14 protein-coding genes and 1 riboswitch are annotated in these 13,376 nt (G+C 44.4%); of the genes, 1 reads left to right on the top strand and 13 read right to left on the bottom strand.

What is annotated here, in order from left to right:
* Positions 1-10: 10 nt before the first annotated feature.
* The 11 genes from cbiT to P22_RS00305 all read right to left on the bottom strand — a co-directional run bounded on the left by cbiT (position 11) and on the right by P22_RS00305 (position 9,901).
* Complete coding sequence (gene cbiT / locus P22_RS00355) at positions 11-604, bottom strand: precorrin-6Y C5,15-methyltransferase (decarboxylating) subunit CbiT (protein WP_235814503.1); 594 nt, start codon at positions 602-604, stop codon at positions 11-13.
* Positions 601-1,227 (bottom strand): precorrin-6y C5,15-methyltransferase (decarboxylating) subunit CbiE, encoded by a 627-nt coding sequence (gene cbiE, locus P22_RS00350; protein WP_054258220.1) that lies wholly within the window; start codon positions 1,225-1,227, stop codon positions 601-603. Before cbiE ends, cbiT begins: the two co-directional genes overlap by 4 nt.
* The gene (gene cbiD / locus P22_RS00345) at positions 1,212-2,297 is read right to left on the bottom strand and encodes a cobalt-precorrin-5B (C(1))-methyltransferase CbiD (RefSeq protein ID WP_054258219.1); all 1,086 of its coding nucleotides are present in this window, start codon (positions 2,295-2,297) and stop codon (positions 1,212-1,214) included. Before cbiD ends, cbiE begins: the two co-directional genes overlap by 16 nt.
* Before the next feature lie 96 nt (positions 2,298-2,393).
* Positions 2,394-2,595: riboswitch (cobalamin riboswitch) on the bottom strand.
* A gap of 73 nt (positions 2,596-2,668) precedes the next feature.
* The gene (locus tag P22_RS00340; RefSeq protein WP_054258218.1) at positions 2,669-3,202 is read right to left on the bottom strand and encodes a 2-oxoacid:acceptor oxidoreductase family protein; all 534 of its coding nucleotides are present in this window, start codon (positions 3,200-3,202) and stop codon (positions 2,669-2,671) included.
* Positions 3,202-4,023: a 2-oxoacid:ferredoxin oxidoreductase subunit beta gene (locus tag P22_RS00335; RefSeq protein WP_054258217.1), complete on the bottom strand. Its 822-nt coding sequence runs from the start codon at positions 4,021-4,023 to the stop codon at positions 3,202-3,204. Before P22_RS00335 ends, P22_RS00340 begins: the two co-directional genes overlap by 1 nt.
* Position 4,024: 1 nt before the next feature.
* Complete coding sequence (locus P22_RS00330) at positions 4,025-5,158, bottom strand: 2-oxoacid:acceptor oxidoreductase subunit alpha (protein WP_054258216.1); 1,134 nt, start codon at positions 5,156-5,158, stop codon at positions 4,025-4,027.
* Positions 5,158-5,352, bottom strand: coding sequence for a 4Fe-4S dicluster domain-containing protein (locus tag P22_RS00325; protein WP_054258215.1), 195 nt, complete (start codon positions 5,350-5,352; stop codon positions 5,158-5,160). Before P22_RS00325 ends, P22_RS00330 begins: the two co-directional genes overlap by 1 nt.
* 220 nt (positions 5,353-5,572) lie before the next feature.
* Entirely contained in the window at positions 5,573-7,093 is a 1,521-nt protein-coding gene (locus P22_RS00320) for an ArnT family glycosyltransferase (protein WP_054258214.1), read from the bottom strand.
* Between the two features lie 18 nt (positions 7,094-7,111).
* Positions 7,112-8,026 (bottom strand): NAD-dependent epimerase/dehydratase family protein, encoded by a 915-nt coding sequence (locus P22_RS00315; RefSeq protein WP_054258213.1) that lies wholly within the window; start codon positions 8,024-8,026, stop codon positions 7,112-7,114.
* Positions 8,027-8,070: 44 nt separating this feature from the next.
* A complete protein-coding gene (locus P22_RS00310; RefSeq protein ID WP_054258212.1) occupies positions 8,071-9,054 on the bottom strand; it encodes a lysylphosphatidylglycerol synthase transmembrane domain-containing protein in 984 nt (327 codons plus the stop codon).
* Positions 9,047-9,901 (bottom strand): ChbG/HpnK family deacetylase, encoded by an 855-nt coding sequence (locus tag P22_RS00305; protein ID WP_054258211.1) that lies wholly within the window; start codon positions 9,899-9,901, stop codon positions 9,047-9,049. Before P22_RS00305 ends, P22_RS00310 begins: the two co-directional genes overlap by 8 nt.
* A 172-nt stretch (positions 9,902-10,073) precedes the next feature.
* Here P22_RS00305 and P22_RS00300 point away from each other — a divergent pair, with 172 nt between their 5' ends.
* A complete protein-coding gene (locus P22_RS00300) occupies positions 10,074-10,484 on the top strand; it encodes a hypothetical protein (RefSeq protein ID WP_054258210.1) in 411 nt (136 codons plus the stop codon).
* Between the two features lie 42 nt (positions 10,485-10,526).
* Here P22_RS00300 and P22_RS00295 read toward each other — a convergent pair whose 3' ends face one another.
* Together P22_RS00295 and folE2 are read right to left on the bottom strand one after the other, a co-directional pair.
* On the bottom strand, positions 10,527-12,479 hold the full coding sequence (locus tag P22_RS00295; protein WP_054258209.1) for an Eco57I restriction-modification methylase domain-containing protein: 1,953 nt from the start codon (positions 12,477-12,479) through the stop codon (positions 10,527-10,529).
* A gap of 23 nt (positions 12,480-12,502) precedes the next feature.
* Positions 12,503-13,303, bottom strand: a complete 801-nt coding sequence (gene folE2, locus P22_RS00290) for a GTP cyclohydrolase FolE2 (protein WP_054258208.1) — start codon at positions 13,301-13,303, stop codon at positions 12,503-12,505.
* Between the last annotated feature and the right edge of the window lie 73 nt (positions 13,304-13,376).

Raw genomic sequence — 13,376 nt, 5'->3', positions numbered from 1 at the left:
TCCTCAGTAGTCACTCCGCTGCCGGAGCAATGGCCGTAATAATATAAATCGGGTTCAAAGCTTGCAGCATGTGACAGGAAGCAAGCTTGTTGATCCGCGTAATTTGCGCGCAAAACGCCTCTGTCTGAAATGCTGACTGTGCTTCCATATCAGCCAACGTATTATGCAAAGTTTCAATCGTAACTGCAGTCACGATAATACGCCCGCCTGGCTTAATCAACTGTCTTGCCGCCGCTAAGATTTCCTGCAAATGGCCGCCGCTTCCGCCGACAAAAATGGTATCGGCCTGTGGCAACCCGGCTAATGCCGCAGGGGCATCGCCTAAGATCGGCTGAATGGTAGCCACGCCAAACTTGGCCGCATTCCGTTTGATCAGTTCAAAGCCTTCCGGTTCGCGCTCTACAGCATATACTTTTCCTGTACCACTCTGCAGTGCCGCTTCCACGGATAAAGAACCGGTACCCGCACCGATATCAATAACCGTATGACCGCTCTTAATCTTTGCCTGGGATAAAACCAAAACCCGGATCTCCTGCTTGGTCATAGGTATATGTCCCCTGATGAAGTGATCATCGGGAATTCCGACACTATAATCATCGCTCACGCTTTCACCACCAATACACAATGTGCATATCCCTCCGTACGGCTTAATTCCTGCAGAGTAGTCTCCAGTACGTCTTCACTTAAATAAGAAAGATCGTTGCATACTACAGCGTTTGCAGTAGGCGGCCAGCCAAGCGTCAACAAGTATCTTGCAATAAAAGCAGGATTATTTTCCTTATCCGTAAGTATTCCTAATTTTTTACCCTCTTTATAAGCCAGTTGTTCTTCTGTAACTTTGCGTCCATGCATGCTAAGCAACAGAGCGTCCTGCCAATAATCGGCTATACGGGCAAACGCCAGTTGCAGTGAGCCAATTCCCGGAGTTACCCTGATTGCATCTAAAGGAAACCGGCGGCGTAACGCCGGCAATAAACTATAAAAGCCGGGATCTCCCGACACCATAACCACTACATCCTGGCCGGCCAGTTCCAACTGGATAAACGCTAAGACGTCCTCAATATTTTTACCAATCACTTTCTTTTTTGCATTCTGCGGCGCAAAGGTATCAAGTGCCCGTTTACTGCCAGCAATGACCGTTGCCTGATCAATAATCCGTTTAGCAATTGGCAGTAAATAGTCCGGTGACCCCGGCCCAATTCCCACGACTCTTATTTTATGTTCCATCCTAACTTGCCTCCTAGTTCAGCTGCCATACCATCCATTCCCAAAATCTCTCCCTGCAGCGTGACAATCACCGTCCCCACCTGTAAATCCTGAAATACATAGCGCATGGAACGGAAGCTGGCTCTCTCAGACAACAGGGAAAATACTTGACTCAGACCGTTCTCCCGGATAATTGGTATGGCTGCTTCGGTAGTGGCACAGGCTAAAAGGTCTCTGACAGCCTGCCGGGTTGCCCCGCTGGCTGCGGCATAGGCGGAAATTGTTTCCATCCGGGCATCGGCCACACGGTTATGCGTATGAAAAATACCGCCGGCCACCTTGGCTATTTTTCCCAAATGACCAAAAAGCAAAACCTGCTTCATGCCATTACGCACAGCAGCTTCCAGCATATAACCAATAAAATTGCTGGTTTGTACAATAAGTTCTTCCGGAAGCCCCTGTTTTAAGGCTATATTCTGTCCTATTTTCCCCGGGACAAAGATAATGCGGTCGTGACCCAACGCTCGCACGACACTGATTTGCGGCGCTAAGGAATTCTTAAACGCTTCTTCCGACATGGGCTCCACAATGCCGGTGGTTCCAATGATAGAAAGGCCGCCAACAATTCCCAACGCCGGGTTTAGCGTTCGCTCTGCCAATCCCTCTCCCTCCGGAATAGAAACAGTAATAACTGCACCATGCCCCTCCGGTAATACGTCCCGCACCGCAGTAAGGATCATTTGGCGTGGGCCGGGATTAATGGCCGGTTCACCGATATTCACCGATAATCCAGGTTTTGTGACTACGCCCACACCTTTGCCGGCTTTAATCTGAATATCGGCATCGTTGAGAATTTCCACCTGGCATATCAGCGTAACACCATTAGTAATATCAGGGTCATCACCCGCATCTTTAATAACGGCGGCATAACCGCCACTCACCGTTTTTTTGCTGTCGGCAATTGGTACTTCGATGCCTCGTCCCTGCGGTGATATAACTGTAACCATTGTGACCGGGTTGCCATCCCAAGCCAGAATTGCCGCTTTTGCTGCCGCGGCCGCGCAGGTGCCGGTAGTAATTCCTGTTCGCATTGATTTGCTAGACAATAAAACACCCCCTTAAAGCAAGAGGGTAAAAAGTAATACAATGTAAAATTTTACCCACCTGCCCATCTTCCGTAAGTCGTAACGGTGTGTGTCAGAACAGGCAGGTCTCCTGGCTTCAGATCATCACCTGTCTATACCTTCCCAGTTTTCCAGTGGTTGTCAGTATTACAGGCAAACTATAACCTGACAATAAACAGGCTCCCCATCACAGTGGCGGGACCGTGCCGGAATTACACCGAACTTCCCTTTTAAGCATCAAAGCACCTATTCCCATCAATATTCAGCTCAAATTGACAGAACAATTCTAGTTAAATACTATTATTCCACCTAAAATACTATTATCCTGCATAAAAACTTTAGTTATTCTTATATAATGTTTTTCCTAAAGCCAATGCGGCCTGATTTTTTTCTTCCGTTCCTTTGGGTACTCTTGCCAAAACAGCGGCACGCAGGGAAGCTTCACTGACAATCCCGGTAGCCTCCACCAAAGCACCTAAAGCAATGATATTGGCAAATACCGGATTACCAAATTCCTTACGGGCTGCTTGGGTGATGGCCAGTTCAATAAATTCTGCTTCCAATTCCGGCATCGTCTTCTTCACGAAAGTCGTATCTAGCAGCAATTTGCCTCCGCTTTTTAACAAGCATGCATACTTGTCACAGGCTTCCTGACTCATAACCAGTAAAATATCCGGCGCTAAAACTTTTGGATAATCAATCCCATGATTACTAATGATGACATCCGCCTTACTGGCTCCACCGCGTGCTTCAGGGCCGTAGGACTGTGTCTGCACCACTTGCTTTCCATCCAGTATGGCCGCCTCCGCAAGAATAATTCCGGCCAGAATTAACCCCTGTCCTCCCGTGCCTCCCAAGGTAATCTCCAGCATCAGACCTTCCCCCCCTTTTGCAACCTGGCCACCAATTTAGTATATTCAGCCGTATATTCAGGTGCAGTCACATGATGCAGTTCACCAATCAGAAATTTGCCTTCCAGTTCTTCAGGTGACATTCGCGCAGCAGCCTTAGCCATAACGGCATGATCACGCTGCCAGGCCAGCATGGCCGCCGCCGTACCCATTTTATTTTTCCGGCCAAAGCCAATCGGACACTGCGTGATACCATCAATAACTGAAAAACCTTTATTCTCAATTCCCTTTACAATTAAATCAGTCAGCATGGCGGCATGATAAGCAGTCCCCCGGGCAACATACGTTGCACCTGCTCCAATAGCCAATTGTGCGATATCAAAAGAGCGCTCAATATGCCCGAAAGGCGCTGTAGTGGCCTTGCTGTTCTTGGGAGTCAGTGGTGAAAATTGTCCGCCGGTCATACCGTAAATGCTATTGTTAAAAACAATTGTGGTAATATCAATATTGCGTCGGGCGGCATGAATAAAATGATTGCCGCCAATCGCAGTACAATCGCCGTCTCCGGTTATCAATATGACATTTAGTTCCGGATCTGCCAGTTTGATACCAGTCGCAAAAGTCAAAGCCCGTCCATGTGCCGTATGAACAGTATTAAAATTCATGTATCCGGAAGCGCGTGACGAACAACCAATACCCGAAACAATGACCGTCTTTTGCTGGTTTAGCTGCAGTTTGTCAATCGCCCGTAAAATAGCCGCCAGTAAAGTACCGTTACCACAACCGGGACACCAGATATGCGGCAACGCCGATTTACGTAAATATTTTTCTATATCCGCCATACTATCTCCCTCCTGCTGCAACAATAGGCTGCAAGATATCATCCGGGCTAAAGAAAGTTCCATCCACTTTAGTTAGTGATAGTACTTTCTCTTTCATAACATAACGCTCTATCTCACCCACCAATTGCCCATAGTTCATTTCCGGCACAATCATCTTCTTTGTCCGTTGAGCCACCCGTTGTACCAATATCCCAGGGAATGGCCAGATTGTGATTAACTTTAACAATCCGGCTTTTATTCCCTGTTTTCTGGCAGCTTTCACCGCAGCAACAGCTGCACGTGCAGTTCCGCCATAAGCTATAACAACAATCTCGGCATCCTCCATAAACAGTTCGCTATAGAGCGTAATTTCGTCCTGAGCCCGCTCTATCTTACTATGCAGCCGTCGAATCAGTTCATCGGCAACAGACGGCGACTGGGATGGCTGTCCGGAATAATTATGTACCAGACCAGTGACATGATAATAGTAACCGGTTCCAAAAGGTGCCAGCGCCGGTACACCGTCTTCACCGGGCAGATAAGCCTGATAATCATCCGGTGTAACTTCCGGTTGTTTACGATTAATAATTTCCAATTCATATACCTCCGGCAGTTCAACCCGTTCCCGCAAATGGCCGATAACTTCATCCAACAGCAAAATTACAGGAACCCTGAAGCGTTCCGCAAAATTAACGGCTTTAACCGTAATCTCAAAAGCCTCTCGTACCGAACCCGGCGACAAGGCAATCACGCCCCGGTCACCATGGCTTCCCCAGCGGGCTTGCATAACATCCCCCTGCGAAGGCGCAGTCGGCAAACCCGTGCTGGGACCGGAACGCTGCACATTAACAACAACGACCGGAATCTCCGCCATGGCAGCATAACCGATCAATTCCTGTTTCAGTGAAAAACCCGGGCCACTGGTAGCCGTAATAGCTTTTGCCCCGGTTAATGCAGCGCCGCAAACGGCTCCCATACTGGCAATTTCATCTTCCATTTGAATAAATTTCCCACCAATTAAGGGAAGTTGTTCGGCCAAAATTTCCGCAATTTCCGTACTGGGTGTAATCGGATAGCCCGCAAAAAAACTTATACCGGCGGCAATAGCACCTTCAGCACAAGCTTGGTTTCCCTGCATTAAACGCGCCCTGCTCATTAATTGCCCCCCTTTCCGTTAACATATATCGCAAAATCAGGACATCGAAGCTCACACAATCCGCAGGAAATGCATTTCTCTGCCGCCTTTACATATACTTTTCCAACCTCATCAAGTTCCAGAACCTGCTTCGGACAAAAAACTATACAAATACTGCAACCTTTACAAAACTGCCGGTTAACAGTTACCGCCATCACGCAATACCTCCCCTAACTCCCAAAATTAAAAAACAAATATTCACTGTTTATCATTATACAACATAACATAACGATTATTCTATACCCACAAGTAAATTACCTTAGTATTACTGCATTTATCGTAAAACAGAAAAAGTCCAACATTTGTAAATATTCACAAATCGATAGTAAATATTCACAAATAGCCGGACCTGCTGAAAGTGAAATAACACTAAAATTACGGTTTAAACAATAACATCCGGTCCCCCTTCGCTGCAAGCACTTTTATTTTTTGCCTCCCGGACGTGGTTAGTTTCTGATAGTCCATTTGCCTGACGACAAAATAGGCTCCCGCACTTTCGGCAATATTTCTTTCCAGATCGTTTTTATCCAATTCTATTCCATTAACCCCGGAATAAAAAGCAAAACCCGGACGTAAAATCTTGATAATATAAACGGGTGACACTCCGTCATAATAGCTTGCAAAATCTCCGGCAATTTCTTTGGATGAAAAAACAGGTGCTATCTGAGGAATGATACTATGCATCAGCAAAATCAGTAAAATTGCCATGCCGGATAATTGTACAACAACTGCGCAATGGATCTGCCGGCGCCAGATAAAATACATTGCCGGAATGACCATAGCCGTTAAACAACCTGACAACAGCATGACACTGCTCTCTGCTACCGGTACGCTCTCCGTTCCCATCCATATAGCCACAAGCAAAAGAATTGAATACAACAACAGTGAAACAAGCCAGCCTCTTTGACGATAAGCACAGGCAATACGAGCTACATACCAACCGACGATCATGGCTACGGGAGGAAACATCGGCAAAATATAAGACACCAATTTGGTCTGAGAGATGGAAAAAAAAGCAAAAATAAAAACAGCCCATGTCAATAAAAATGATAATGTTCGAGGCTCCCGCCGGTTAGCCTTACATGCTGCCAATACCGCTTGCGGCAGCACAGAAATCCACGGAAAAAACCCGACAATCAGGACCGGAAGATAATAATACCATAAAATTCCTTCCGGATGTTCAGGGGAAGTAAATCGCATAATATTGTGAAAACCTAAGAAAGTATCAATGAAAACGGGACCATGCATGACGTACATAAACCAGTACCAGGGAACAGCAATACCGCAATACAATAAACTTCCTGTCCATATATGCATATGCTTTATTTCTGAAAAGTTACGGGTAATGAACATATGAAGAAAAATAATGGCTACAGGAAATAAAAGGCCGACCGGCCCTTTTGTCAAGGTGGCTAAAGCGGCAAACAGATAAATAAGATAATACCGTTTTTCCATATACGACACTAATGACACCGTAAGACATAATGTAAGTGTCATATCGGTAACTGCCGCTTTTCCTAAGTAAAAAAATTCCAGACTGGTGGTCAAAATCAAAGCACCGAAAATACCGGCAAGTTCGCCAAAACGCCGCCGGTTTACAGCATAAACCATTGCCACACACGCAACGGCCATTACAGCCGAAGGCAGCCTGGCGGCTAACTCATGAATCCCCAGCAAATTAAAAGTTCCTGCCACCAGCCAATAATACAGAGGAGGTTTATCATACCAATATTCGCCATATATTCGAGGCGAAAGAAATTCGTTGTACTGCAGCATTTCTTTCGGGGTCTCAGCATACACGGGTTCATCGGGATCTAACAAGGGAAGAGTGCCTAGATTTAAAAAAATAATAAATGCACTAATAATAATTACGCACAAACCCGTTCCGGCTCGCAATTATGTTCACCTTCTAAACTAGAAATTTAATGCCGCATATGTTTTTATCAAGCCATCCTCCAGTGTGGTTTGCGCCTTCCAGTACAATCCGGCTGCAGCAGCTTCACTACAAAGCGAAGAACGGTAGATATCACCGGCACGAATCTTATTATACTCTCTTTCAACAGGTTTTTGAGAAATTGTTTCCAAAATATCCAGCAATGCATTTACACTGGTTTCCGTCTGCGTACCAATATTGTACACAGTATTTACATGTTCGGACTGTAAGGCCAGGTAATTGGCCTCGGCAACATCACCGGCATAGACAAAATCGCGTGTTTGTCCTCCATCACCAAAAATAATAACCGGCATATTATGATAAATCTTACGTAAAAATATGCTAATCACACCGCCTTCACCAAAGTCGCCCTGCCGTTCACCATACACATTGGCATAGCGCAATATGACATGCTCTATACCGTAAAGCTGGGAATAGATCTGCAAATATCTTTCAGCCGTTAGTTTACTTAATCCATAAAATGAAGTAGGCTGAAGCAAGGCATGTTCTTTGACGGGAATAGCTGAAACATTTCCATAAACGGCTGCAGTTGATGAAAAAATGACCCTTTTAACCCCGGTCTGGCGTGCGGCCTCTAAGATATTTAATGTTCCTGCTATATTTACCTCACAATCATATACCGGCTTTTTTATGGAGGCCGGCACCATTGTCTGCGCCGCTAAATGAATAACCGCATCAAATCGTTCTGTTCTACACAACTCCAGGACTTTTTCACTGCGGATGTCCATCTGTATACAAATTTGTTTCTGAGTAAGGTTTCGCAAAGAACCGGTAGACAAATCATCAATTACGACAACTTCACATTGTTTTTGCAGCAGCCGTTTCACTATATGAGAACCGATAAATCCGGCACCACCCGTTACCAAGACCTTCATCCTTATCCCGTCCCCCTTCATTACCCTAGCAGCCCCCATTACCATTATTTAATCTGACTTGCAAGAAACGCTCTGCCGAACACCTTAACAGTAAAGTAAAGTCCAATAACAAAAGGAATATATTCCGCCACCATGCGCCATACGACAGCTACAATTCCAACCGTTCCGGAAGGGACAAACTCATTGAACAGGACAACAAATCCACCTTCGGCAATGCCTGATCCCCCGGGAGTTGGTGCAAAATATAATAAGATATTAAGAAAAATCATGCGTCCCAGGACATGTAGCCAGTTCACTTCCGCCCCTATGCCCATGAACAAGGTAGGGACAACACTATAAAGCGATAGTAAACTGATTGCTGATTCAATAAAAACACGGAGCATACTAAGTGGTGCCGACGAAAGCATCAGTATAGCCCCCCGTACATCACGATATATAGAAAAAACGCGTCGTCTGCGAGTATAATGGAGTCTTTTAGTAAAAGCCACTAAAAAATACGCTAACGTGTTTTTACGCAAAAGCCATATCGTTGCCAAGATACTGATAATCACAGCACTGGAAATTACCGACAGTAGATCCTCTGAAATCCAAGGCATCACCCCAGGATCATAATAAAATACAACCGGCATGCAAAGCAGCAAAAACAGAATGGATAAAATGGTGCGCACCACGACCAAAACCGTAGCTTTACCGGTGGGAACTCCGGCACGTCTTAAAAACAAGACCTGCGCAAGCGCTCCTCCGGCAGCTCCTGGCGTTAAGGCCGCCAAAAAATAATTGCCAAATACGACTTGAACGGCTTCCATCAGTGAGATATTTTCCCCGGAGATACGAACCAGATGCATGAGCCGTGTACCATCAAAATACAAACCCACGCTTAAAAAAAACAAAACGGCTGCCAACGACCAGATGCGAAAAGAACTTAGGTGCCGAAATGTATTGATATCCACAGTGTAGTAGATGACCGCCCCGGAGATAATACCGATCAGCAAAATAACAAAAAACAAACGCTTATATAATTTAAGCATGTCTCAACTCTCCAAAAGAAGTCAGTCCAATATCCCTTTTCTTTAAAACACTCCGGACTTTCTTGCTTACCACTGCAGTGAATTCGTCTTCCCAGCCATAGCCCCAGCCATATTCATACTCCAAAAGTTCATTTGTTTTCCCCGGATGCATCATAATTTCCGAAACTCCTTCCGGCAATTGCTCAACAACCTGTAATAAATAATTCTCACTCATGTGCCCACCTGACAACATGCCAAAAAAATGATCCGGTGCCACCAGTCCGTGTTTTACGATTTTTCTTCTGGCCATACGCGACAAATAGGTTAATCCTGTACGACCTAGTATGCGTGACAGGCTGAAAGGATATCCCCCTGTAAAAAAGTAAGATTCATCTGGTATCCGCACAGCACCAATATGATAACATTTTGCCAGTTCAACGACAACCTCAAAAATTCCGGGAATAATATGCAAATGCTGATGACTGTCAAGATGAGTAACCGGTATACCGGCAGCAATCACCTGCTCAATCTGTAAGGCCATTTCCCGCTTAATCTCCTCCTGCCGTATTTTCCCCTGCACATATCTTAGCAAAAAATGAATATAGCTTTTATAAAACAGCCCTTGATCATCTACTAAAGAACTTACCTTCTCCGGCTCGCTGAGCGGCTCCAGTCCGACCAGCGTCAAATGCACGCCTACTCCCAGCAAGCGGTTTTGACTGCATAAATGAGCTGCATGCAAAAACGCCTTGCCGTTCGGCATAATGGACGCACTGGATACACACCCTGACAGATGACCTTCGATAATGGCACTATTTATAGCTTCATGTAAACCAAAATCATCGGCATTAACAATTATTTTTTTCATAAAGTGAACCTCTCTTCTCCCTGAATATCTGCCGGTATGTATTAGAGTAATATTCCACTATATTTATATGGTTATATTTAACAAAGGATATGAAAAAACTACCGCGCATGAGATTAAAATTAATTTATGATACTAATAGTGGATTCAAAAAAAGACGAAGGAGGGCTCTTTAATGGACAAAACAAAAATAAATCAGCAAACTAGCGGATCAATGAACAGCGCCAGCCAAAGCGGTGCCAGCAGCCAGTCCGGACAGTCGCAGGCAACAAACAATGTACTCACGTCACAATATGATATCAATGGCAGCAGCGCCAGCCAAAGCGGTGCCAGCAGCCAGTCCGGACAGTCGCAGGCAACAAACAATGCACTCACGTCACAATATGATATCAATGGCAGCAGCACCAGCCAAAGCGGTGCCAGCAGTCAGTCCGGACAGTCGCAGGCAACAAACAATGTACTCACGTCACAATATGATATCAATGGCAGCAGCAGCGCCAGCCAAAGCGGTGCCAACAGCCAGTCCGGGCAGTCGCAGGCAACAAACAAGGTGCTCACATCACAGTACGATATCAACAAAAAATAAGTAGTATTCTAATATAAACAGGGAAATCTTTCCCTGTTTATATTATTTTTTGACAAGCAGCTGTTCTTCGTACTGCTCAACTATAGCAATTTCCCGCTCACTTAATCCATATACCTTGTACACCACTTGGTTAAAATAGTCATCTAAAGCCTTTATCTTATTATCAACATTATCCTTTCCCGCTATTTTTTTCTCTACACAAGCCATCATTGTTCTTACCAATTCCGGAGCACTTTGATCAACAGCTGAATTTACAATAATCGGAAGTTTTTCCAAGGTTTCTATATCGGTCTGCGCCATTGCCCTTCCATATTCCATGCTGACAGCATGATAATAAAAAGACATAAGGCGTGAATTTAACAGCATTAGCAAATACTCCAAATGAACAGAATGATTACGGGCAACAAAACTGTGAATATTGTTCAAATGGTAATAACCATTTCCATCAATACAAGCGGTCAGCATATACCCGGTTTGGCGGACCAGCAGCTTGGACCGGCTTATGATATCGGAACGCCAACCGCCTTGATAAAGTTTTTGTTTATCAATATTGATCCAGTGTCCTCCATACTTGATGCCGTAACGCCAAACCTGGGAACCGGAAATCAAGCCACGCTGCCAGGTTGGGCCGCAGCACCTTGATGATATTATATCGGACTGGCAAGAAATGGATCGAATTCCTGTATGTCCTGAAACAAAATTACCTAACAAAATGCCGGTACGATCCAAATGGTCAACGATCTGTTTTATCTCTAAATCAAAAAAAACCCGAAAACGCTGATATGGAAGTGAAGAAAAGTAATTCTGCTCATACTGGCATACTGCCTCGGCACCGGGCAATTGCCGCAACGAATCTACCTGCATGATACTGATAAGCTGGTTATCTCTCCTTTGTTTATTGTCGTTCGCTTTGAGTATACAAATGCAGGCATACCCGGTTATGGCCGTCTTAAACACCGTAGTCGAAATATGTGCCAGAATTTCTATCAATGTATGTTCCATGATGTATTTCCGGATTTTTGAATAATACCGTCCGAGCAAGAAGCTATCCGGTACAATAAAGCCCAGCCGCCCATTAGGGCAAAGCAGTTCTATGCCTCGCTGCATAAATAAAACATAATAACTCAACTTATATTCGGCTGATTCCGGATAAGCCTGTCGTAAATAAGCCCGGTAATCCGCACTCATTTGCTTTGCACCACGCAGGCCAAAAGATAAATAGGGCGGATTTCCCAGCACACATTCATAGCGCTGCTCCCAAAAATGACGGACAGCTAACGGCAAGTTTTCAGCATCTTCCGGACGCTGCAAGCTATCATAGACAATAAGATGATTAACAATATTCCTGGTTTTCACCTGCTTTAGCTGTAAGCCAATACAGGCAATTTCAATCGCCTGTTCATCAATATCCGATCCCCACAAATTATTTTGTAAAATATGACGGTGAATGCCCTCTGGCGACCAGTCACGTAAAGGGAACTTTTGATTAAGAAGCTCACTGTTTTGAGATAGCTTTTCAAATAGCACATCGTAAGCCTTTAATAAAAAAAAACCGCATCCACATGCCGGATCCAGTATTCTGATATCCGGATTCTCAATAACATCAAACTGCTCTAGCGTATGGGCTATAATGAAATCTACAATTTTCCCGGGAGTATAATACACACCTTGAATACGTTTTTTCCGTGACAATCTTTCGTAAATTTCGCCTAATACTGCATCGTTATGCGGTAAACTGCCAAGCCAGCGCCATATAATGGTCTCAATTTCAACAGGCATAGTAAATTCCGGTTTTTCGTACACAGGCTTTTCGCTAAAAATATCTGCCAGGAACTCGCTGGCAAGTACTTGTTGCAAAATGCTCTGTGGTTGAGAATATCCCGCTAAGATCATAGCAATAATTCCGAATATTTTCCTCTGAGCCTCCTTAACCTTCCGGTCCGACAGCCAGCTTTCAACTGTGTGAAATTCTGCCAAAAATATTTTCCAATTCATTGGCGCTTACCTCTTTCATTGAATTAAGCTTCCGGCCGGCTTGTTACCGTTTCACTATGACTAGCATAGGCATTATGATTATGTATGGATTCATAATTTTCACATTCTACCTCAAACCACTCTATATCTTCAATACTCCTGAGGGCTAAAACCAAATCCCGCAGGACATCTTCCACAAATTTAGGATTATCATAGGCACGCTCCGTTACATATTTTTCGTCTTCACGTTTTAAAAGTGGAAATAAAGGACAGCTTCCCTGAGCTTCCATTAAAGCAACCAGATCTTCTATCCAAATAAACCTTCCGGCAGATTGCTTCAGCTTGACCGTCATAAGTCCCCTTTGATTATGTGCCCCGTATGCCGCTATTTCTTTACTGCAGGGGCAAAGGGATGTAAAAGGAACTGACACCCCCATAGCAATATCGATACTCTCTCCCCTGGTCATATTGGCAAAAAACAGGCAATCGTAATCCAGCATGCTGCGTAATCTGCTGACCGGAGCCGTCTTTTGAAGAAAATACTTAAATCGAATTTCTAAATATGCTTTATCGGCTTCCAACCGCTGTAACGTATCATGTAAAATACATTCCATTTCCCGGTTGGCTACTGGTTTCTGACTCCATTCACTCAAAATTTCAATAAACCGGCTCATATGCGTTCCCTTAAAGGTTTGCGGCAATTCAACGGTAAGCCTGATTTTAGCCAATACCGACTGTAATTCACCGGATTTTGTCTTAATTAAAAATGGCAAATGGACTTCGCTGACTCCTACCTTCTGTATAGCAATTCCCCTTTGGTCCTCTGTTTTTTGAATATCCTTCATGCATAACCACTCCTAAAAGTCTCGTACAGGCAACTTTTAACTCACATTATACAATTACTAATGATATCATCTT

The organism is Propionispora sp. 2/2-37 (assembly GCF_001298735.1).
Classification (GTDB): domain Bacteria; phylum Bacillota; class Negativicutes; order Propionisporales; family Propionisporaceae; genus Propionispora.
The sequence above is the reverse complement of the archived record's forward strand: the minus strand, read 5'-3'. Positions and strand labels throughout refer to the sequence as shown.

What these genes read in the sequence shown, in the direction of transcription:
- cbiE (WP_054258220.1), bottom strand. Translation starts at nt 1,227, where the DNA reads ATGGAACATAAAATAAGAGTCGTGGGAATTGGGCCGGGGTCACCGGAC.
- cbiD (WP_054258219.1), bottom strand. Translation starts at nt 2,297, where the DNA reads ATGCGAACAGGAATTACTACCGGCACCTGCGCGGCCGCGGCAGCAAAA.
- P22_RS00340 (WP_054258218.1), bottom strand. Translation starts at nt 3,202, where the DNA reads ATGCTGGAGATTACCTTGGGAGGCACGGGAGGACAGGGGTTAATTCTG.
- P22_RS00335 (WP_054258217.1), bottom strand. Translation starts at nt 4,023, where the DNA reads ATGGCGGATATAGAAAAATATTTACGTAAATCGGCGTTGCCGCATATC.
- P22_RS00330 (WP_054258216.1), bottom strand. Translation starts at nt 5,158, where the DNA reads ATGAGCAGGGCGCGTTTAATGCAGGGAAACCAAGCTTGTGCTGAAGGT.
- P22_RS00325 (WP_054258215.1), bottom strand. Translation starts at nt 5,352, where the DNA reads ATGGCGGTAACTGTTAACCGGCAGTTTTGTAAAGGTTGCAGTATTTGT.
- P22_RS00315 (WP_054258213.1), bottom strand. Translation starts at nt 8,026, where the DNA reads ATGAAGGTCTTGGTAACGGGTGGTGCCGGATTTATCGGTTCTCATATA.
- P22_RS00310 (WP_054258212.1), bottom strand. Translation starts at nt 9,054, where the DNA reads ATGCTTAAATTATATAAGCGTTTGTTTTTTGTTATTTTGCTGATCGGT.
- P22_RS00305 (WP_054258211.1), bottom strand. Translation starts at nt 9,901, where the DNA reads ATGAAAAAAATAATTGTTAATGCCGATGATTTTGGTTTACATGAAGCT.
- P22_RS00300 (WP_054258210.1), top strand. Translation starts at nt 10,074, where the DNA reads ATGGACAAAACAAAAATAAATCAGCAAACTAGCGGATCAATGAACAGC.
- P22_RS00295 (WP_054258209.1), bottom strand. Translation starts at nt 12,479, where the DNA reads ATGAATTGGAAAATATTTTTGGCAGAATTTCACACAGTTGAAAGCTGG.
- folE2 (WP_054258208.1), bottom strand. Translation starts at nt 13,303, where the DNA reads ATGAAGGATATTCAAAAAACAGAGGACCAAAGGGGAATTGCTATACAG.